Here is a 19,821-nt window from a genome sequence, read left to right on the forward strand (position 1 = left end):
ACGCGCCCGGCCGCGACCAGCGCCCGCGCCAGTTCGGCGACGTGGCGGCCCTGGAAGCGTGCACCCTCCAGATCGTTGGTGCTTGGCTGCCGGTCGCCGCCATTGCCGTCGTCGGCGAGCGTCGAGGCGCCATAGGGCGAGCCGCCGCTGATCTCATCCATGCGCATCTGGCCCTTGAAGCTGTAGGGCAGACCGGCGATCACCATGCCGAGATGCAGCAGCACCGTGTGTGTTGCCAGGATCGTCGACTCCTGGCCGCCGTGCTGGCTGCCGGTCGAGGTGAAGACGCTGCCGATTTTTCCCACCAGCGCATCCCTGGCCCAGATGCCGCCCGCCTGATCGAGGAAGTTCTTCATCTGCGCGGCCATGTTACCGAACCGCGTCGGCGTGCCGATGATGATCGCGTCATAATCGGGCAGTTCGGCAACGCTTGCGGCGGGTGCGTCCTGGTCGCGCTTGTAGCCGGCATTGATGGCGACGGCTTCCGGTACGATCTCCGGCACCCGTTTCACCGCAACGCTGGCGCCTGCGGCCCGTGCGCCTTCCGCAACGGCTGCGGCCATGGTCTCGATGTGACCGTAGGAGGAGTAGTAAAGCACGAGGATCTTTGTCATTTCCGGTTCCCTTGTTGCGCTTGCTTCGGTCTGCGGAGCGTTCGCGGCCGCTGATGTCAGGCAGGATGGGTGCTTTCATCGATCTGAAAAAGTGATATAAAATGCATCAAACTGATCTATGGAATCGATCATGATTGACGCCTTGACCCTGGACCAGATGCGGACTTTCGTGGTGGTTGCCGAAAGCGGCAGTTTTCGCTCCGGCGCTGCCGGCTGTCCCGCGTCCAGTCTGCCGTCAGCCACGCCATCGCCAATCTCGAGGCCGGGCTCGGGGTTTCCTTGTTCGATCGCTCCGGCCACCGGCCGGTGCTGACACCCGAAGGCCAGGCTCTGCTTGCCAATGCGCGCGATATCCTGTTGCGCGTCGATGCCATGCGTGCCCGCGCCCGCGGCCTCGGCGAGGGCATCGAGCTGGAACTGTCGCTGATCGTCGATACGCTGTTTCCGATTGTGACCGTCGGCGCTGCACTGAAGGAAATGCGGGTGGCCTTTCCCTCGGTTGCCATCAGGCTTTCGGTTTCGCCGCTCGGCGGCCCGCTCGATGGCCTGATCGAGCGACGCTTCACGCTCGGGATCATGGTGGGTGAAGATTTTCGCGATCCGGCGATCGGCCGGCAGGCGCTGACGGACGTCCAGCTGATCGCGGTGGTGGCCGCGCAGCATCCGCTGGGTCTGAACGCCGTCAACGGCGTGCTCGGCAGCCCGGAGCTCGCCGACCATCTGCAGATCGTCCAGTCGGATCCCTCGCAGCGATCGGAGGGGCGCGACTTCGGCGTGCTTTCGCCGCAGACCTGCCGAGTCAGCAACCAGGATACCAAACATGCGATGATCCTGGCGGGGCTCGGCTGGGGGCGGTTGCCGCTGTGGCAGGTGGAGCGCGATCTCGCCGAGGGCCGGCTCGTTCGCTTGCCTACGGCCTCGCTCGGCCGCAACAGCCAGGTCGCCGCCGAGGCCTATCTCGTGCACCGGATCGACGAGCCGCTCGGGCCGGCGGCGCGTGTTTTTGGCGACGCGCTTACCCGACTTTGTCGGCGCTGACGGCCGCGCCTATCTCCTGCCGGCGACGGCGAATATCAGCGTGAACATGACCAGTACCATGCCGACCCCGAGCGGACCGGCAGTGGGATTGATCAGCGCCATGAGAAAGCCGGTGGCGCCCGATCCGGCCGCGCTGCCGGCAGCATAGGCCAGCGAAAAGGCGGCACTGCCAGCCACCAGCATGCTGCCGCGATATTGCTCGCCGAGCATGGTCAGCGCTGCCGTGTAGAGGGCGAAGCTGGCAGCGCCGATCAGCGCGAACAGCGCCAGCAAGAGCGGTGCCGACGTCACCAACGGAATGGCGAGATAGCCGGTTGCCGCCACCGCGGCTGCAGTAATCGCCACCCGCCGACGCGGCAACTTGTCGAGCAAGACACCAATGAAGGGCTGCGCCAGTGCCGTCGGCACCGCAAGCACCGTCACGCTCAACGCCGCGAAGGCCTGACTGTGGCCGGACTTGACGAAATAGACCGGCATCGCCGAGATCGCCGCAATATCGGCAAAGCCGAACATCAGCACCATCAGGATCAGGGTCGGCGCGTGCCGGAAGAACGCGAACAGATCGCGCGTCGAAGATGGCTCCGGCCGCGTCCGCGCGCCCATCGTCAGAAGGCCGGTGAGGAAGGCGACGAGCGCGATATAGATCGCCAGCAACGCAAAGCCGAGCCCGCCGCTGGTGCCGAGAAGCGGGATCGCCAGCGGCCCGGCGGCAAAGCCGCCGCACATGCCGGCGCCGTAGAGGCCGGATACCCGGCCGCGCAGCCGGTCCGGGCAGGCGGTGTTGAGCCAGGCTTCGCCCAGCATGAAGACCATACTGACGAAGAAGCCGAGCGCGAAGCGGGCGATGAACCAGACCGGAAGCGAGGAGGTGGACGCAAGTGTTGCGAGGCAGAGGGAACAGCCGCAGAGGCTGGCGATGATCAGCTTGTCTGCGGAGGCAAGTCGCGTCAGATGCCCGAGCAGCAGGGTCGCCGCGGCAAGGCCGGCGGCAAAGCCCATGGCATTGAGACCGATCGTGGCGGCCGAGACGCCGCGGCCTTCCAGCGACAGCGAAATCAAGGGATAGGTGAGCCCTTGCGCGACGGAAAAGGCGGTAACGCCAAGCACGACGGCGATGATGGCCGGCCAATCCGGAGCGATGTCGCCCACCTCAACGGTTTTCGACGTCATCGGCCCCTCCCATCGACAGTGCGTCCCCTGGGGAGATCGGCATCGATCTCCCCAGGGGATCTGCATAGATCATCCGCCGCCGGTTTGGAACTCGACCGGCGGCGGATCGGCAACTATTGTCAGGCGGCCTTGTCCCACACCGGCGACAGACCCTCGGGGCTGACGATGCGGCCGTCCGGACGGGCGAGGCCATGGATCGCCGCCATCTCGCCGTCACCAAGCGCGAAGTCGAAGATGTCGAAGTTTTCCTTCAGGCGCTCGATCGTTGCTGTCTTCGACAGGGTGATGACATCCTTCTGCTGCACCAGCCAGCGCAGCGTCACCTGCGCCGCGGTCTTGCCGTGGCGCGCACCGATGTCCTTCAGCAGCGGATCGTTCGGGATCTTGCCGTTGGCCATGGCGTAGTAGGCTGTGATCGACATGCCGTGCTTGCGGGCCGTGGCGAGCACCTTCGTCTGGTCGAGATAGGGATGGTATTCCACCTGGTTGGTGGCAACAGGCGCGTCGCTGAGTTTCACCGCCTCTTCCATCTGGGCGGTGTTGAAGTTGCTGACGCCGATGTGGCGGACCTTGCCGGCCTTGTGCACTTCATTCAGTGCGCCGATGCGCTCGGCCATCGGCACGTCGCTACCACCCGGCCAATGCAGGAGAAGCAGGTCGACGTGATCCGTCTTGAGCTTCATCAGGCTCTCGTCGACAGAGGCGAGAAAATCGCGATGGGCATATTTGTCGACCCAGACCTTGGTGGTGAGGAAGATATCGGCGCGGGCGATACCCGATTTGTGGATGGCTTCGCCGACTTCAGCCTCGTTGCCGTAGATCTGGGCGGTATCGACGTGGTGGAAGCCGAGCTTCAGCGCTTCCGGCAGCACGCGCAGCACGTCGGCACCGGGCATGCGAAAGGTGCCGAAGCCGAGCGCCGGGATGTTGGCGCCGTTGGAATTGACCGAATGCATGTGGGAACTCCTTGTTTTTGCAGAACGCCCGGCCATCGGCCGGGCGGGAAAGAGGCGAGGGTATAGGTGGGCCAGTTGGCCGCTTGGTCAAGCCGGCTGGGCGACTGTTTCTGCCTTGCGATCGAGTGCGCCGCTCAGAAGCGTCAGCAGCAGCGCGCCAACGACCAGAACGGAACCGACGACCGGCGTCATGCCGAGGCCAAGCGACGAGGCAACGATGACGCCGCCAAGCCAGGCGCCGATGGCGATACCGAGGTTGAAGGCGGCAATGTTGAGCGCCGAGGCGACGTCGACAGCGCCGGGCCGATGCTGCTTGGCAAGCTGCACGACGTAGAGCTGCAGGCCGGGCACGGTGGCGAACGACAGGAAGCCGAGGCTTGCCAGTGTCACCAGCGTCAGGACTTGCGACGTGGCCGTGAAGGTGAAGAGCACAAGGACGACGGCTTGAGCAAGGAAGAGGCCAACCAGCGCCTTCACCGGATCGCGGTTGGCGATCTTGCCGCCGGCGATGTTGCCGATCGCGATCGCGACGCCGTAGAGCACCAGGATCAGGCTGACGGCGCCTTCGGAAAAGCCGGTGATTTCCTGCAGGATCGGCGCCAGGAAGGTGAAGGCGACGAAGGTACCGCCATAGCCGAGCGCGGTCATGGCGAAGACGATCAGCAGCCGACCAGAGCCGAGAACGCGCACCTGGTCGATCAACCTTGCCGGCGGCGCCTTGGTCAGCGTGTTTGGCAGCAGCGTGGCGATGGCGGCAAGCGCTATGACTCCAAGCCCGGTGACAGCCCAGAATGTGGCGCGCCAGCCGAAGGTCTGGCCGATCCAGGTGCCGAGCGGCACGCCGGTGACGATGGCGACCGTCAGGCCCATGAACATCATGGCAATCGCCGAGGCACGGCGATCCTCGGGCACGAGGTCGGCGGCAATGGTCGAGCCGACGGAGAAGAAGACGCCGTGGGCGAAGGCGGAAATCACGCGGGCAATGAGCAGAGGCTCGTAGCTCGGCGCCAGTGCCGCCGCGGCGTTGCCGATGATGAACAGCGCCATCAGTCCGACCAGCAGCGGCTTGCGCTCGATCCGGCCGGTGAGCGCCGTCAGGATCGGTGCGCCGAAGGTGACGCCGAGCGCGTAGACGCTGACGATGAGGCCGGCAAGCGGCAGGGTGATGTTGAGATCGTCGGCAACCGTCGGCAGCAGGCCGACGATGACGAACTCGGTGGTTCCGATCGCATAGGCCGCGATCGTCAATGCGAAGAGTGCAATGGGCATGACAAGACCTTTTCCCGTCCGGCTGGGAGGACCGGGCGTTTTGGTGTTGATGTGTTCGACGGGAATATGAGGGTGGAGAGCTTGCGCGATAATCCGTATAATCGGATAAACGGCTGTGAACTGAATTCATAGGTGAGTGATGGACAACCGCGCCGGTGAAATGGAGGTCTTCGTCGCCGTCTGCGAAACGCGCAGCTTTTCTGCCGCCGGCCGGCGGCTGAGGCTATCGCCATCTGCGGTCAGCAAGCTGGTCACCCGGATCGAGGATCGGCTGGGCACGCGCCTGCTGGTGCGCTCGACCCGGTCCCTGCAATTAACGCCGGAGGGTGAAGTCTACCTGCAACGCGCCCAACGCATTCTGACCGAGATCGCCGAGACCGAGCAACTGGTTGCGGCCGGCGGCCGGCTCTCTCCCCGCGGGCTTCTGCGCATCAACGCATCGGTCGGCTTCGGCGAGCGCTACATCCTGCCGCTCGCGCCGGAATTTCTCGAACGTTATCCGGAGGTGCGCCTCGATCTGACCCTGACGGACAGCCTGATCGACGTGGTCGGCGAACGGGCCGACGTGGCGATCCGCACTGGCCCCTTGCGCGATTCGTCGCTGAAGGCGCGCAAGCTGATGGAGAGCCGGCCGGTGGTGATCGCGTCACCGGCCTATCTGGCCAGACACGGCGTGCCGCAGACGCCTGCCGACCTGGAAAATCACAATTGCATTCGCTTCAACTTCCGCCGCAGCGTCGACGAGTGGGCCTTCCGTGCCCCCGGCCAAACTTCGGCCGAGCTTCTGTCGGTCTTCGGAAATCTGCAGGTCTCGAGCGGCGCGATCGTCCAGCAGCTTTGTCTCGCCGGTGTCGGCATCGGCCGTATCGGCCGCTTCCACGCTGAGCCGGACTTGGCCGCGGGACGGCTGGTTGCGTTGCTGGAGGATTATCGGCCGGACGAGATCGAAACGGTCTACGCCGTCTATGCCGGCCATGAACATCTCGCGGCCCGCATCCGCGCCTTCATCGACTTCCTGGCCGAACGGATCTGATGCATGGCCCGCGGGATGGTGTGTCTTAGTCGGCCTTGACGGCGACGACGAAGAACCTGGGAAAGCGCAACAGCACCCGGCCGTCGCTCATCGCCGGATAGGCGTCACGGATCCGGTCGGTATAGGCTGCAGCAAAGGCGTCGCGTCGCTCAGGCGGCAGCGCATCGAGATAGGGGCGCAGGCCCGTGCCCTTGACCCATTCGACGATCGCTTTGGTGTTCGCCAGCCGGTGATAGTAGATCGTGTGCCAGACCTCGATATGGGGCGCATGGCGCGACAGACGCTCGACATAGACAGTCGGTGCCGGCAACGCATTGCGGCGGATCGTCCGGCCCTCGAAGGCATCGGCGAAGTCGGCGCTGCGGGCCGTTTCTTCCATCAGCAGATGGGTCGGTTGGTCGATATTGTCGGGCATCTGCACCGCCAGCGTACCGCCGGGCGCAAGCGAAGCGGTCAGCCGTTCCAGCACGTCGAGGTGATCGGGCAGCCACTGGAAGACGGCATTGGCGAAGAATAGCGACGCGCCCTTCGGCGGCACCCAGGTCGCCAGGTCAGCCTTCTCGAAGGTCAGGCCCGGCAACCGCTTGGCGGCGGCCAGCAGCATGTTTTCGTCGCTGTCGAGGCCGGAAAGGGAGGCGTCCGCAAATCGCTGGTGGATCAGTTCGGTCGAATTTCCCGGGCCGCAGCCAAGATCGAAGGCAGGACCGGAGGGCAGGTCCGGAACCTGCGCCAGCAGATCGCGTGCCGGCCGCGTGCGTTCGTCTTCGAATTTCAGGTATTGCGACGCCGACCAAGCCATTGAGACAAAACCTCAGATACCGAATTGCAGACTTTCGAGCGAAGGCAGGATCAACGCCGGCCCCTGGTCACGATATTCGTCAGGCATGTCGGCCCGGTTGATCCAGACCGTGCGGAAGCCGAACTTCGTCGCCCCTGCAATGTCCCAGCGGTTTGACGACTGGAAGGAAACCGCATGCGGGTAAAGCCGATAGCGCGTGGTGACGAGATCATAGACCGCTGGTGCCGCCTTGTAGGTCTTCACCGTGTCGACGGAGAAGACGTCGTCGATGACGATCTCGAGCGCTGCATTGTGCACCGCTGCAGCCAGCATATCAGGTGAACCGTTGGAAAGGATCGCGAGCCGCGCTCCGCGCTCCTTCAGCCCTTTCAGAACGGCGGGAACCTCCGGGTAGCAATCGAGCGTCCAATAGGCATCAAGCAGCGGTTTCCTCAGCTTGCGGTCGGCGGAAGGGAAGCGGGAAAATGCGTAGTCGAGCGATTGCTCGGTCAGTTGCCAGAAGTCCTGATAGGCGCCCATCAAGGAGCGCACCCAGGAATATTCGAGCTGCTTGGCGCGCCAGAGTTCGGAGAACGCCTGTCCGTCCGGACCGATCTCGGCGGCATGGCGCCGAACCGCCGCATGCACGTCGAAAAGCGTGCCATAGGCATCGAACACATAGGCCGCGTGGGACATTCTTTCCTCCCGTCTGTCATCCCCGGCCACACAGCGGGACAAAATGTCATACCCCGTAAAAGCGTGGCCGAAAACAAAGGCTTACCGCATTGTGCCGGTGTTGGCACGCCGCGAATACCGTTCTTTTGCGCGATCATGTCAAAGATTTGTGCGTTGCACAACGGCATTGCGCCACCAGGCGTCAGCCTTTGCCTGGTTTCCAGACCTTTGCGGGGAAGCGGAGGGCCTGTTTGGCAAGCTTTCCCTTGAGCCCGAGCGCCGCATCGCAAAGCCCGACCACATGCCGGTTCGGCTTGGCTTCCGGCCGCAGGGCATGCAACGCCGCGGCCGCTTCCTCGGGCGACATGTACCGCGCAAGAATGCCGAGGCTCAGTGCCGTCGCGCGGCCGATGCCGCGCAGACAGTGCACCAGCAGATGCGCATCCTCAGGCAAGCCGTCGATAAAATTGAAGGCCGCCTCGATCGCGTCCGGACGGGCGGCGTCAGGAGCATCGGGGTCGGTGGCGTCGCCGAAATAGAGTTCCAGGTGCTTTTCGGGCGGCAGCTCGATCATCGACAGCAGCCGGCTCGCCGGCGCCCGCATCGAGATCAGGTGCGTCGGTGCCCAGAGCGCCCGATTGTGCCGCGCCTCCGTTTGTGAACTGATGACCATCTGGATGGGCCATCCGTTCGGATGGGCCGGATTGGCATTAAGAACGGGGCTGTAGAGTTCTTCCCCGGTGGCAGCTGCCGCTAGCGCCATGACAGGACCTCGTCGTGATTCTTCCTGTGGTGATTTTGCCCTGAAACCGGTTCTGACTTAAGGGCAAAATCGCATCCGCAGCCAAAAGCAAACAGGCTTTGGAATGTCCCCTTCAGAACCGTGTGATCACGCTGATGCCGAGATCGGTGGCGCGGTCCATCGAAACGAGGGCAGGGATCGCTTCCTCGAGCGAGATCTCGCGGCCGATCAACTGTTGCGGATTGAGCTTGCCGCCAGCGATCATCGACAGCATGGCGTCGTATCGCCAAGCCTGCATGCCATGGCTGCCATAGATCTCGAGCTCGTGGCCGATCACCTGCGCCATTGGGATTTCCGGCGTGGCATGGTCGCCGAGCATCAGGCCCACCTGCACGTGGCGGCCGCGCCGGCGCAGGTTCTTGATCGAGTTGAAGCAGGTGACGGGATGGCCGAGCGCGTCGATCGAGACATGGGCGCCGCCGCTGGTGATCTCCTTCACGGCACCTGCGACGTCGTCCGTGTCGCGGCCGTTGACCGTGGCAACGGCGCCGAGCTTCTTGGCGAAGGCGAGTTTTTCTTCGGAAATGTCGATCGCGATCGGATGTGCGCCAAGTGCAGCAGCAATCATGATCGCCGAAAGGCCGACACCGCCGCAGCCGTGAACCGCCACCCATTCGCCGCCCTTGACCCGTGCCTGGTCGGCGACGGCGCGAAACGAGGTGGCAAAGCGGCAGCCGAGGCTGGCGGCAGTCTTGAAGTCCATGTTCTCAGGCAGATGCACCAGGTTCTGGTCGGCGAAATCGAGTGCGACATATTCGGCAAATGAGCCCCAATGGGTGAACCCCGGCTGGAACTGCGCCTCGCAGACCTGCTGGTTGCCCGAACGGCATTCGCCGCAGCGGCCGCAACCGGAAACGAAGGGTACCGTCACCCGGTCGCCGACCTTGTAGCGCATCACGCCGCGGCCGGTGGCGGTCACGATGCCGGCGAGCTCGTGGCCCGGCACGTGCGGCAGGCGAATGTCGGCGTCGTGCCCCATCCAGCCATGCCAGTCGGAGCGGCACAGACCCGTCGCCTCGACCTTGACGACCACGCCGTTTTCGGTCGGCGTCGGATCGGCAAACGTGCGAATCTCGGGCGTCTTCTCAAAGGCGTCGTAGTACATGGCTTTCATCGGGGCACTCCTTGCGATGTCTGGCCGGTGCGGCGCGACCGTCTATGTGCCGCGCCATCAGAATTTCGTCGACCTCTTCCTCGCCGTCGAGCAGGCCACCTGGAACGCGCCCGATTTCGTGGAACTCTTCGCGCCTGTAGAAGCGGATGGCCGTCTCGTTGTCGGCGCGGGCGACGAGCTCCAACATCCGGATGCCGGTCGAGCGGGCATGGTCGGTCAGGTGTGCAAGAAGCTCGCGCGCCACGCCGGAACCGCGCGCCTCGCGGCGCACATAGACCATGATGATGGTGGCACGGTGCGCCATCCGGCTGGAGCGCTGGCGCATGAGTCCCATCATGCCGACAGGCTCACCCCCGTCGAGCGCGACGAAGACGGTGTTTGCGGCGAGCCTTGCCTGCCATTCCGCCGTCGACAGCCGCGCCCAATCCGCCGCGGTGGAAGCGAAGGCTTGCGGCTCGCGCTGCAGCGCCTCCAGCCGTATGCGGCGGAAGATTTCCACGTCGTCCTGATCAAGATGCCTGATGATGTGCACGTCTGCCCCTTTGCCCTGCGAGAGAGACTACGCGAGAGGCCGTTCCGGTGCCAGAATGGACGCCATGACATTTTTTGATGTACCCATTCACCCCCATGCTGCTTTTTCGAGCTATGGCGGAAGATACGGAAGACAAAACGTGAAGGAGACGCAGATGGCCGTCGATACATCCCCCCGCTCAGTGACCTGGACCTATGTCGACGGCGAATGGCTGTCCGGCAATCCGCCGCTGATCGGCCCGACCTCCCATGCCATGTGGCTGGGCTCGACCGTGTTCGACGGCGCCCGCTTCTTCGACGGCATCGCGCCGGACCTCGACCTGCATTGCCAGCGCGTCAACCGCTCGGCAACGGCGCTCGGACTGAAGCCGACCGTGAAGCCGGAAGAGATCGAGGCCTTGACCTGGGAAGGCGCCAAGAAATTCGACGGCCAGACCGCGCTCTACGTCAAGCCGATGTATTGGGCCGAGCATGGTGCGGCCGGGATGGTCGCCATCGATCCGGAATCGACCCGCTTTGCGCTTTGCCTGTTCGAGGCGCCGATGGGTAACGGCCATGGCGGCTCGTCTCTGACCCTGTCGCCGTTCCGCCGGCCGACGCTCGAATCCATGCCGACCGATGCCAAGGCCGGCTGCCTCTATCCCAACAATGCCCGCATCCTGACCGAGGCGCGGTCGCGCGGCTTCGACAATGCGCTGGTGCGCGATATGCTCGGCAACATCGCCGAAACCGGCTCGTCCAACGTCTTCCTGGTCAAGGATGGCGTCGTGTTCACGCCGGCCGCCAACCGCACCTTCCTTGCCGGCATCACCCGCTTCCGCGTCATGACGCTGTTGCGCGAAGCCGGTTTCGAGGTTGTCGAGGCGACGTTGTCGATGGCCGATTTCGAGGCTGCCGATGAGATCTTCACCTCCGGCAACTATTCCAAGGTCCTGCCGGTCACCCGCCTTGACGACCGTGACCTGCAGGCCGGACCGGTCGCCGCCAAGGCACGCGATCTCTACATGGATTGGGCCCATTCGAGCCAGGACGCCTAACGAGATCGACTATGGCGCGGGTCAGGTTGCCCGCGCCACGGTCGCGGCCCAGGTCTCGACGCTGCGCAGCATCGTCGGCGCATGCTCGGGATCGTCAACGAGTTCGGCCAGTTCCGACAGCCGGTGCACGCCGGTCAGCACCGCGATGCGCCGGCGGTCGAGGGCCCGACCCGTCAGTTCTTCATAGGTTTCGACAATCCGCGCCGTCAGATCCGGCGAAATGAAGTTCGAATAGATGAACTCACGGTGAAGCGGGCCAATGCCTGAATCGGCAAAATCATAGATGCCGTTGAGCCGGCGCTCCCCATGGTCGAAGGCCATGTTCCAGCCATGGCCATCGAAGAAGCCGTAGGTGGAGCCGTGCGGGTCGGGGCCCAGGCGCTCGAAGGCTTCGACAGTTTCCGCCGCCAACGTGGCAAGGTCGGCCGGAAGAGCCGGCAAGGCCTTGCCCCGGATCGTCTCCACCGTTGGTCCGTGAAAGGCTGCTTAGCGCCCCTGCACGATCTTTATGAGGTTGACCGTAGGTTGGCCGGGGCGGACGTCCGCATACTTCAGCCGGCCCGATGCCAGAGCGCTCGTCAACCGCTTGCAGGTCAACGCCTGGACCTTGTTGATCGGAACGCTCATGATCAACGCGCCAGTTTCGAGGTCGGATTTCGACCATCTCTTGCTGATGCAATCCTTCACAATCGCTCTCTGAAGCGCGGGGCTGCCTTGAACCGCCGTCTGCACCGTCTCATACTCGCGCTGGCTTGGGGCGCAGGAGGCTAGGGTCAAAAGGGTAAACGCGAACGAAGCAATATGGATCGGTTTCATGGCAATCTCCGGTTGGAGAATTGCCGGTAATTGTGGCGGCTGTGATTCGCAACCCTGACGTTGGGCGGTGCGGTTTCCGGCCGGTTGCTCGACGATGAGAGCCGGAAACCGCTTGCATGAGCGCTTGTGCGCGCAAGCTCGCGCGAGCCTGCGATCACAGATCGCCGGCGACAGCCTACTTGTCTGCGGCCGGTGCCACGACCGTGACGGTGTCGGCTGCCAGTTCACCGCCGATTTCCACCGTCTTCTTCTGCTTGTCGTAGACGCAGATCTGGGTGACGGCATTTTCGGCGCCCTTGGGCTTGCCCGAGACCAGCGCCAGCCCGAAGCTTTCCGAGCCGAACGGATCGACGACGACGACCGGCTTGTCGAGCGAAGGGGCGGCCGCAATGCACTTCTCCGAAACGTCGGCCCGGAATTCTTCCCAGGCATCGCCTGAGGACGCATGGGCGCCGGTCGCGGCAAATCCGGTTGCTGCCACAAGGGCAAGGGTCAGGATCGGGCGATGCAGCATGTTCAGTCCTTATTCTCAACTGGTTGCAATGGGTGCACGCTGCCCGCGAAACGTGGCGCGAATGTGCTCGGGCCGCGGGCGCTTTCAAAATGATGTTGAAAGTATATTCCGTGGGTTGAGGAAAAATTGGCATCGCATCGGTTGCCTCCGTCAAGGCCGGTGCCTATGTTCCCGCTCACAGATTTCTTTGACGAAATCCCATGCCAAGAGGAGATGCCCACATGGCTTTCGAATTGCCGAACCTTCCCTATGACTACGATGCGCTGGCGCCCTACATGTCGCGCGAGACGCTCGAGTACCACCACGACAAGCACCACCTCGCTTACGTGACCAACGGCAACAAGCTTGCCGAGGAAGCCGGTCTCTCCGACCTCTCGCTCGAGGAAGTCGTCAAGAAGTCCTATGGCACCAACCAGCCGCTGTTCAACAATGCCGGCCAGCACTACAACCACATCCACTTCTGGAAGTGGATGAAGAAGGGCGGCGGCGGCACCAGCCTGCCGGGCAAGCTCGACGCAGCCATCAAGTCGGATCTCGGCGGCTACGACAAGTTCCGTGCCGATTTCATCGCGGCTGGCACCGGCCAGTTTGGTTCGGGCTGGGCATGGCTTTCGGTCAAGAACGGCAAGCTCGAAATCTCCAAGACCCCGAACGGCGAGAACCCGCTCGTTCACGGCGCTTCGCCGATCCTCGGCGTCGACGTCTGGGAACATTCCTATTACATCGACTATCGCAACGCGCGCCCGAAGTACCTCGAAGCGTTCGTCGACAGCCTGATCAACTGGGATTACGTACTCGAAATGTACGAAGCGGCTTCCAAGTAAGCCTTCCCAAGCCTCGACTTCAGGACCCGGCGCTTGCGCCGGGTCTTTTCGTTTGGGGGTGACCGGTGGAGGCGGGATGCTCGGCCGTCACCAACGTGTCATCGCCCGGCGCTACTGCATGTTTCCTTAAATCGTCTTCGATTTAAGGATAAAAACATGCAGCAATTCAAAGTGCTACAGCAACCTTTGCGCATCTAATAGGACGCGCAGCGCTGTAGGGAGAAGCACCATGCACGCAGACACATCACCTCTCCTCCGCTTCGGCGTCATCGCCGACCCGCAATATGCCGCTGTGGAACCGAACCTCGTCCTCGGCCGCTATTATGCCAACAGCCTGACGAAGCTCGCCGAAGCGATCGAGACCTTCAACGCCGAAGACCTCGCCTTCGTGGTGACGCTCGGTGATATCATCGATCGAGGCTGGCAGAGCTTCGATGCGATCCTGCCGCTCTACGACAAGCTTCGTCATCCCAAGCATTTTCTGCTCGGCAATCATGATTTCGGCGTCGATCCGGAGAAGCTCGGGCAGGTTTTCGGCCGGGTCGGCATGCCCTCGCCCTATCAGACATTTGCGATGGCCGACTGGCGGTTCGTGTTGATCGACGGAAACGAGGTCAGCCTTTTCGCCCCGCCACCCGGCGACCCGCGGCGAACCGCAGCCGAGACGTGGATCGAGACGCTGAAATCGCAAGGGGCCGATAACGCCCATCCCTGGAATGCCGCGCTCGGCGACGTGCAGTTCGCCTGGCTGGAGGAGACGCTGCGCAAGGCGGAGGCTGCCGGCGAGCAGGTGGTCGTCATGGGCCACTACCCGGTCTATCCGCCGAACGCCCACAACATGTGGGACAGCCAGCGCATCGTCGATCTCTTCGGTCGTTTCAAAAACGTCGGCGCCTATTTCTGCGGTCACAACCACGACGGCAATTACGGCCTCGCCGACGGCACTCATTTCGTCAATATCAAGGGCATGGTCGAGACGCCGGATACGACAGCCTATGCGATCGTCGAGATCCATGCGGACAGAATGGCAATCCGCGGCTACGGCCGCGAAACGGATCGAACCCTGCAGTTGGAGACGATCATGCCCCGCCTGGTTGTGGCCGCCAGCCGCTGATCCAGAGGTCCCGCAGGCCTTCGCCTTCGCCTGGAAAGAAGTCGTCGGTCGCTTCGCAATGTTCGACCCGATCGGCGCGGAAGTTGCGGATCGCCTGACGCAGCTCGCACCAGGCGACGATATTGGCGGTTTCGGAATAGTAGATCAACGCGACCGGCCGGATCGTCCGCTCGGTGGCGCGGCCGAGTTCGTCGCGATAGTCGATGCCGAGCTTGCGTTCGTCGCGGATCGCGCGACGCACCAGTGCCAGATCGACGCCGGTAGGTGAGGGTGCCACCGTTCCCCAGGCATGCAGCGCCTGTGAGCGAAGCGCAAGCCGCAGCGGTTCTGGCACAGCACCTGTGATCTTCTGATTGACGCGGCCGGCTGCCGCCCTCAGCTCCTCGTCTCCGGTGCGCGCCAGCAGCGCCAGCGCCAGTACGATCGCCTCGGTTTCCTCGATCGAGAACATCAGCGGCGGCAGGTCGAAGCCGGGGCGCAGGATATAACCGATGCCGCGACCACCTTCGATCGGCACGCGCATGGCCTGTAGGGCGGCGATATCGCGATAGATCGAGCGCGGCGTCACCTCCAGCGTCTCGGCCATTTCAGCGGCGGTCACCGGCTTTCGGGCCAGCCGCAGGATCTGGATAATCTCGAACAGGCGCGAGGCCTTGCGCATCGAAAAAACTCCGCTGTTCCAAAACGCTCCTGACAAGACCCTGTCAGTTGGCGACGCTTATAACATTGGGCAACGGATTGAAAAATAAGCAATCCGCTCAGGCAACGATCGAACGGACCTCGGACAACTGACATGAGCTATACGGAAAATCTCTGGCTTTTCTTCACCCTTCTCTTCGGCATCATCATCGTGCCGGGCATGGATATGATCTTCGTGCTGGCGAATTCGCTGACCGGGGGGCGAGCCTCCGGCCTGTCGGCGACGGCCGGTATCATGGCGGGCGGTGTCCTTCACACCCTCTACGCGGCGCTCGGGGTCAGCGTCATCCTTCATCTGGTGCCGCAACTGTTCAACGTGCTGCTCATCGGCGGTGCCGCCTATATCGCCTGGATCGGCTATTCCCTCATCCGCAGTTCCATCACCATCGGCGGTATCGACGGCGCCGCGCGGCTGTCGCGCTGGGCGAGCTTTCGTCAGGGCGCACTCACCAGCCTGATGAACCCGAAGGCCTATCTCTTCATGCTGGCGGTCTATCCGCAGTTTCTCAAACCCCAATTCGGGCCGGTATGGTCGCAGGCGGCGGTCATGGCGTTGATGATCGCCACCACCCAGCTTGCCGTCTATGGCGGCTTGGCGCTCGCCGCCGGTCGCGGCCGCGACTTTCTCGTCGGCAGCCCCGGTGCGACGGTTCTGATCGGCCGTATCGCCGGCGTTGTTCTGGTGCTGGTCGCAGCTTTCACCGTCTGGCAGGGCTGGGCCGGCGGACGGTAGAGCCGTCACGTACAAACATGACTGCTGTAGTCATGTTATTGGAACGACGCGGTCGAGACGATCAAGAATCGCGCGGCCGCGTCAAATTATGCTGTTGTGACAAGGACATCAAAAAAATGTTACTTCCGTCGAAAGGCTAAAATGACATCATGCCGGCGCATTCAACACGAAGGCCGCAGATGCGGATTCGAATGACCGGGAGATCACGATGAAGATACGCGCTCTAATGCTTGCGGCCGCCCTCGCTGGGCTTGGCGTTACCGCCGTGACCGCGGCTGACGAACCGCAGGCGGTTCGTCAGGCCCTGATGAAGAAGGTTGGTCAGGCTGCTGGTGCGCTCGGTGGTATCGCCAAGGGCGAAAAGCCTTATGACGCTGAGATCGTCAAGGCGTCGCTGACGACCATCTCCGAGACGGTCAAGGTCTTCCCGGACCATTTCCCGGCCGGTTCCGAAACCGGTTTGGAGACGGAAGCAAGCCCGAAGATCTGGGAGAACATGGACGATTTCAAAGCCAAGGCGGCCAAGCTTGGTTCTGACACCGACGCCGTGCTCGCCCAGCTTCCGGCCGATCAGGCTGGCGTCGGTGCGGCACTCGGCATGCTCGGCAAGGATTGCGGCAGCTGTCATGAGACCTATCGCCTGAAGAAGGACTGACGGTAGGTCGTTCTCCCCGAAATTCTCAGACGATGCGCCGACTGTTTCGGCGCATCATCGCGCTGTTGCCGCAGTAAGGTTGTGGCTTGTCACGCAGTTTTGAGTGTGAGCGAACCTACTGCATGTTTCCTTAAAACGTATCCGATTCAAGGATAAAAACATGCAGCAATTCAAAGTGCTACAGCGGCCTTGGCGCGTCTGATAAGACGCGCGGCGCTGTAGCGGGTTGGGGATGCAGTTGAAAGGAAGCCTGATGGGCCGACGGATTAGAAAGCTGGTCTCGGGTCTCGTGATTCTGGGCCTTGTCGGCGGTGCGGCCTTTTGGTGGCTGACCAAGCCCGCGCCCTGGGCGGCGGCTCATTGGGAGGGTCTCGGAGAGCCAGATCTGACCAATGGCGAGCAGATTTTCTGGGCCGGCGGCTGCGTCAGCTGCCATGCAAAGCGCGGCAGCGAGGGTGACGCCCGGCTGGTTCTTGCCGGCGGGCCGCCGCTAAAAAGCCCATTTGGCACCTTCCACGCGCCGAATATCTCGCCTGACGAAGCGGCCGGTATCGGCGGATGGACGCTTGCGGAATTCGGCAACGCCATGACGCGGGGCGTCGGTCGAAACGGCGAACATCTCTATCCGTCCTTCCCCTACGCCTCCTACATCAGGATGACGCCGAAGGATGTCAACGACCTCTGGGGCTACATCAAGACGCTGCCGAAGGCGAGCGACGTTGCGCCGGACCACGAGCTGCCGTTCCCCTATAATATGCGGTTGGCGCTCGGCGGCTGGAAGCTGCTGTTCCTCACCGACACCCCACGCGTGACCATCGATGCCGCCGATCCGAAGCTGACGCGCGGCCAATATCTGGTCGAAGGGCCGGGTCATTGTGGCGAGTGCCATACGCCACGAAACGCGCTTGGTGGCTTCGAGCCGGCCCAGTGGCTGGCTGGCGCGCCGAACCCGGAAGGTAAGGGACGCATCCCCGACATCACGCCGGGCTCGAAGAGCATCGGCGGCTGGAGCGCCTCCGACATCGCCTCCTATCTCGAAACCGGTTTCACGCCGGAATTCGATTCCGTTGGTGGCTCCATGGTCGAAGTCCAGAAGAATATGGCGAAGTTGACCGCTGCCGACCGCGAGGCGATTGCCGCCTATCTCAAGGCCGTTCCCGCACTCTGAAGCGTAGTCCGGGCCGCTTGATTCCGGGTGGTCGGCACGCTCTAACGTCTCCTGGAACTACTGCATGTTTCCTTAAATCCTATTCGATTTAAGGATAAAACATGCAGCCATTCAAAGTGCTGAAGCGACCTTGGCGCGTCTGATAAGACGCGCGCCGCTGTAGGAGAAGACTTGCCATGCGTGCTCATGAAACCGTGCCCTACGACCAATGGATCGAGCGCAGCCCCGAGGAGATGGCAGCGCGTGCGGCTGAATTCTACGAGGACATCAACCGCCGCCGCACCACGCGCTCCTTCAGCGAAAGGCCAGTGCCGAGCGCGGTGATCGAGACCTGTCTGCTGGCAGCCGGCACCGCCCCGAGCGGCGCGAACCACCAGCCCTGGCATTTCGCGGTCATCGAAAGCCCTGGCATCAAGGCGAAGGTGCGTGAAGCCGCCGAAGAGGAGGAGCGCGTCTTCTATCAGCAGAAGGCCCCGCAGGAGTGGCTCGACGCGCTGGCGCCGCTTGGCACCGATGAGGACAAGCCGTTTCTGGAGACGGCGCCCTACCTGATTGCCTCTTCTCGCAGAAGCGTGGTGGCCCCAATCCGGGCGACACGAAGAAGAACTACTACATCAACGAAAGCGTCGGCATTGCCACCGGCATTCTGATCGCGGCGCTGCACCATGCCGGGCTCGCGACACTGACCCATACGCCGGCGCCGATGAATTTTCTCAACGAAATCTGCGGACGGCCGGACAGCGAAAAGCCGTTTCTGATCCTGGTGGTCGGTTACCCCGCGCCCGACGCGACCGTGCCGGTGGCCGGCAAGGTGAAGAAGCCGCTTGAGCAGATATCGACCTGGTTGTGATCGCCGAAGCATGTCGCGCAAAAGTGTTCAGCGGTTTTGCGATGCCGACAGGCGCAAAAGACAAAGATTTTGAAGCGCGGCAAGCGAATCCTACTGCATGTTTCCTTAAATCCTATTCGATTTAAGGATTAAAACATGCAGCCATTCAAAGTGCTACAGCGACCTTTGCGCGTCTAATAAGACGCGCGGCGCTGTAGAGATCGTGATGCGCTTTAACTTGCTCATGCGGCTGTCGTTGCTGCCGCATGTTCCCGGCCATAAAGCGCTGCATAGCCGTCGAGTTCGGGCGAGCCGAGACCGAGCGCGCGAAAGATCTCGACCGCAAAGGTGACCGGCGCCGTGCCGGCAGCCGTGACCACACGGTTGTGGCTGAGAGCCTGCGGCTGATCGCGATAGGAGCCGTGTCCGTGATAGCCGCGGAGTGACGCAAGGCTGTCCGCGCTGTTTCCGGTGTGATCCGTGGCGTCGAGAATTCCGCTCGACGCCAGCGCATCGACGCCGCCGCAGATGGCGGCGACCAGCCGTTCCTGCCGATGGAAGGAGCGGATCGTGGTGGAGAGGTCGGGGGCGTCGGCGGTTCCCCAGATCGCGCCGCCGCAGATCACCAGGCCATCGAAGCCCGCGGGGTCGAGCGCGTCGATCGACAGATGCGCGGAGACGTCGAGCCCGCCCATCGACGTGACTGCCGCGCCGTCCAGGGTGGCGACGTCGATATCGACGCCGAGGTGAGCGCGCGCCGTCGCCATCAACAACGCGCATTCCCAATCCGCAAACCCTTCATGAAGCACGATTGCAAGCCGCATCGCCTCATCCTCAGCCAAGTTTCTGCATATAGCGCATGCCCGTTACCGGGCGAGGTACGAAGCGCTCGGATTCGTAGAAGTGATGGGCCTTGAAATTACCCGTGGCGGCGCTGACCGACAGGTAATCGCAGCCGGCCATCTTCGCCTGTTCGCGCGCCTTGGCGACGAGGTGGCGGCCGATGCCGGTGCCGCGATTGTCGGAGCGCACGAAGAGATGATGCAGCTCCATGCCGCGCGCGCCTTCCGCAGCCCGGTAGATCGGCACGAGGATGGCGTAGCCGATCAGTCGGTTGCCGGCCTCCGCGACAAGCGCGGTGATCCAGGGCGTGCGACCGAAGAGGTCGCGCTCGAGCTGCTCCGGCGTGATCGGGGCTGCGTCGCCGTGATGGGCGGCGAGTTCCGCGATCATTTCGCGCAGTTCGGGAAGGTCGCGCTGTTTGGCGCAACGGATCGTCACCATCGGCGGCCGCGTCGATGGCAGAGGATGGAGAGAGGGGATGGCGGTCTGTAGCATTGTCGGCTCCTCATGGTTCTCTAGCCATCAGGTGCCGTGAAAAACAAAAGCCGCCTGATGGCGGCCTTGTTGAAATTGATCAGCAGGCCGCTCCTATGGGAACAGCCAAAAATA

22 protein-coding genes and 3 pseudogenes are annotated in these 19,821 nt (G+C 63.0%); 10 read left to right on the forward strand and 15 right to left on the reverse strand.

Annotation, left to right across the window (positions count from 1 at the left end):
• Positions 1-2: 2 nt before the first annotated feature.
• Positions 3-614 (reverse strand): annotated as a pseudogene (wrbA, locus tag BKP54_RS14090) (NAD(P)H:quinone oxidoreductase); the annotation flags it as partial.
• Between the two features lie 130 nt (positions 615-744).
• On the opposite strand from wrbA, the pseudogene BKP54_RS14095 reads away from it, so the two are divergent.
• A pseudogene (locus tag BKP54_RS14095) lies at positions 745-1,652 on the forward strand (LysR family transcriptional regulator).
• 9 nt (positions 1,653-1,661) lie between these two features.
• On the opposite strand, the gene BKP54_RS14100 reads toward BKP54_RS14095, so the two are convergent.
• The 3 genes from BKP54_RS14100 to BKP54_RS14110 form a co-directional block, all read right to left on the reverse strand.
• Positions 1,662-2,822 carry an MFS transporter gene (locus BKP54_RS14100; RefSeq protein ID WP_025426264.1) on the reverse strand — a complete coding sequence of 387 codons (1,161 nt, stop codon included), beginning with the start codon at positions 2,820-2,822 and terminating at the stop codon, positions 1,662-1,664.
• Positions 2,823-2,941: 119 nt separating this feature from the next.
• On the reverse strand, positions 2,942-3,778 hold the full coding sequence (locus tag BKP54_RS14105; protein WP_025426265.1) for an aldo/keto reductase: 837 nt from the start codon (positions 3,776-3,778) through the stop codon (positions 2,942-2,944).
• 87 nt (positions 3,779-3,865) lie between these two features.
• Positions 3,866-5,047 (reverse strand): MFS transporter, encoded by a 1,182-nt coding sequence (locus BKP54_RS14110; RefSeq protein WP_025426266.1) that lies wholly within the window; start codon positions 5,045-5,047, stop codon positions 3,866-3,868.
• 139 nt (positions 5,048-5,186) lie between these two features.
• On the opposite strand from BKP54_RS14110, the gene BKP54_RS14115 reads away from it, so the two are divergent.
• A complete protein-coding gene (locus BKP54_RS14115; RefSeq protein WP_025426267.1) occupies positions 5,187-6,080 on the forward strand; it encodes a LysR family transcriptional regulator in 894 nt (297 codons plus the stop codon).
• A gap of 25 nt (positions 6,081-6,105) precedes the next feature.
• On the opposite strand, the gene tam is transcribed toward BKP54_RS14115, so the two are convergent.
• The 5 genes from tam to BKP54_RS14140 form a co-directional block, all read right to left on the reverse strand.
• On the reverse strand, positions 6,106-6,879 hold the full coding sequence (gene tam, locus BKP54_RS14120) for a trans-aconitate 2-methyltransferase (protein ID WP_025426268.1): 774 nt from the start codon (positions 6,877-6,879) through the stop codon (positions 6,106-6,108).
• Positions 6,880-6,891: 12 nt separating this feature from the next.
• The gene (locus BKP54_RS14125) at positions 6,892-7,554 is read right to left on the reverse strand and encodes a haloacid dehalogenase type II (protein WP_025426269.1); all 663 of its coding nucleotides are present in this window, start codon (positions 7,552-7,554) and stop codon (positions 6,892-6,894) included.
• Between the two features lie 181 nt (positions 7,555-7,735).
• Positions 7,736-8,296, reverse strand: coding sequence for a phosphatase (locus BKP54_RS14130; protein ID WP_025426270.1), 561 nt, complete (start codon positions 8,294-8,296; stop codon positions 7,736-7,738).
• A 112-nt stretch (positions 8,297-8,408) separates the two neighbouring features.
• Positions 8,409-9,449 (reverse strand): zinc-dependent alcohol dehydrogenase family protein, encoded by a 1,041-nt coding sequence (locus BKP54_RS14135; RefSeq protein ID WP_025426271.1) that lies wholly within the window; start codon positions 9,447-9,449, stop codon positions 8,409-8,411.
• On the reverse strand, positions 9,421-9,981 hold the full coding sequence (locus BKP54_RS14140) for a GNAT family N-acetyltransferase (protein ID WP_025426272.1): 561 nt from the start codon (positions 9,979-9,981) through the stop codon (positions 9,421-9,423). Before BKP54_RS14140 ends, BKP54_RS14135 begins: the two co-directional genes overlap by 29 nt.
• 154 nt (positions 9,982-10,135) lie before the next feature.
• On the opposite strand from BKP54_RS14140, the gene BKP54_RS14145 reads away from it, so the two are divergent.
• A complete protein-coding gene (locus tag BKP54_RS14145; protein ID WP_025426273.1) occupies positions 10,136-11,017 on the forward strand; it encodes a branched-chain amino acid aminotransferase in 882 nt (293 codons plus the stop codon).
• Positions 11,018-11,038: 21 nt separating this feature from the next.
• Here BKP54_RS14145 and BKP54_RS14150 read toward each other — a convergent pair.
• The 3 genes and pseudogenes from BKP54_RS14150 to BKP54_RS14160 form a co-directional block, all read right to left on the reverse strand.
• Positions 11,039-11,479 (reverse strand): annotated as a pseudogene (locus BKP54_RS14150) (phosphotransferase); the annotation flags it as partial.
• 24 nt (positions 11,480-11,503) lie between these two features.
• The gene (locus BKP54_RS14155) at positions 11,504-11,833 is read right to left on the reverse strand and encodes a hypothetical protein (RefSeq protein ID WP_025426275.1); all 330 of its coding nucleotides are present in this window, start codon (positions 11,831-11,833) and stop codon (positions 11,504-11,506) included.
• A 175-nt stretch (positions 11,834-12,008) separates the two neighbouring features.
• Positions 12,009-12,344, reverse strand: coding sequence for a hypothetical protein (locus BKP54_RS14160; protein WP_025426276.1), 336 nt, complete (start codon positions 12,342-12,344; stop codon positions 12,009-12,011).
• A gap of 224 nt (positions 12,345-12,568) precedes the next feature.
• Between BKP54_RS14160 and BKP54_RS14165 the strand changes: the two genes are divergently transcribed.
• Together BKP54_RS14165 and BKP54_RS14170 are read left to right on the forward strand one after the other, a co-directional pair.
• Positions 12,569-13,171 (forward strand): superoxide dismutase, encoded by a 603-nt coding sequence (locus BKP54_RS14165; protein ID WP_025426277.1) that lies wholly within the window; start codon positions 12,569-12,571, stop codon positions 13,169-13,171.
• Between the two features lie 229 nt (positions 13,172-13,400).
• Positions 13,401-14,285 carry a metallophosphoesterase gene (locus BKP54_RS14170; RefSeq protein ID WP_025426278.1) on the forward strand — a complete coding sequence of 295 codons (885 nt, stop codon included), beginning with the start codon at positions 13,401-13,403 and terminating at the stop codon, positions 14,283-14,285.
• On the opposite strand, the gene BKP54_RS14175 is transcribed toward BKP54_RS14170, so the two are convergent.
• A complete protein-coding gene (locus BKP54_RS14175; RefSeq protein WP_025426279.1) occupies positions 14,251-14,946 on the reverse strand; it encodes a YafY family protein in 696 nt (231 codons plus the stop codon). The two genes, BKP54_RS14170 and BKP54_RS14175, sit on opposite strands and share 35 nt — an antisense overlap.
• 132 nt (positions 14,947-15,078) lie before the next feature.
• Here BKP54_RS14175 and BKP54_RS14180 point away from each other — a divergent pair, with 132 nt between their 5' ends.
• The 5 genes from BKP54_RS14180 (at position 15,079) to BKP54_RS36500 (ending at position 18,390) form a co-directional block, all read left to right on the forward strand.
• Positions 15,079-15,717: a LysE family translocator gene (locus BKP54_RS14180; RefSeq protein ID WP_025426280.1), complete on the forward strand. Its 639-nt coding sequence runs from the start codon at positions 15,079-15,081 to the stop codon at positions 15,715-15,717.
• Between the two features lie 208 nt (positions 15,718-15,925).
• Positions 15,926-16,372 (forward strand): cytochrome c, encoded by a 447-nt coding sequence (locus BKP54_RS14185; RefSeq protein WP_025426281.1) that lies wholly within the window; start codon positions 15,926-15,928, stop codon positions 16,370-16,372.
• 253 nt (positions 16,373-16,625) lie between these two features.
• A complete protein-coding gene (locus BKP54_RS14195; RefSeq protein ID WP_025426282.1) occupies positions 16,626-17,540 on the forward strand; it encodes a cytochrome c in 915 nt (304 codons plus the stop codon).
• 176 nt (positions 17,541-17,716) lie between these two features.
• On the forward strand, positions 17,717-18,190 hold the full coding sequence (locus BKP54_RS14200; RefSeq protein ID WP_245317833.1) for a nitroreductase family protein: 474 nt from the start codon (positions 17,717-17,719) through the stop codon (positions 18,188-18,190).
• Positions 18,191-18,243: 53 nt separating this feature from the next.
• Positions 18,244-18,390 (forward strand): hypothetical protein, encoded by a 147-nt coding sequence (locus BKP54_RS36500; protein WP_245317834.1) that lies wholly within the window; start codon positions 18,244-18,246, stop codon positions 18,388-18,390.
• Positions 18,391-18,611: 221 nt separating this feature from the next.
• On the opposite strand, the gene BKP54_RS14205 is transcribed toward BKP54_RS36500, so the two are convergent.
• Positions 18,612-19,193: a DJ-1/PfpI family protein gene (locus tag BKP54_RS14205; RefSeq protein ID WP_025426284.1), complete on the reverse strand. Its 582-nt coding sequence runs from the start codon at positions 19,191-19,193 to the stop codon at positions 18,612-18,614.
• Positions 19,194-19,203: 10 nt separating this feature from the next.
• Positions 19,204-19,707 (reverse strand): GNAT family N-acetyltransferase, encoded by a 504-nt coding sequence (locus tag BKP54_RS14210; protein WP_025426285.1) that lies wholly within the window; start codon positions 19,705-19,707, stop codon positions 19,204-19,206.
• Positions 19,708-19,821 lie beyond the last annotated feature (114 nt).

The organism is Ensifer sp. 1H6 (assembly GCF_001976035.1).
Taxonomy (GTDB): domain Bacteria; phylum Pseudomonadota; class Alphaproteobacteria; order Rhizobiales; family Rhizobiaceae; genus Ensifer; species Ensifer canadensis.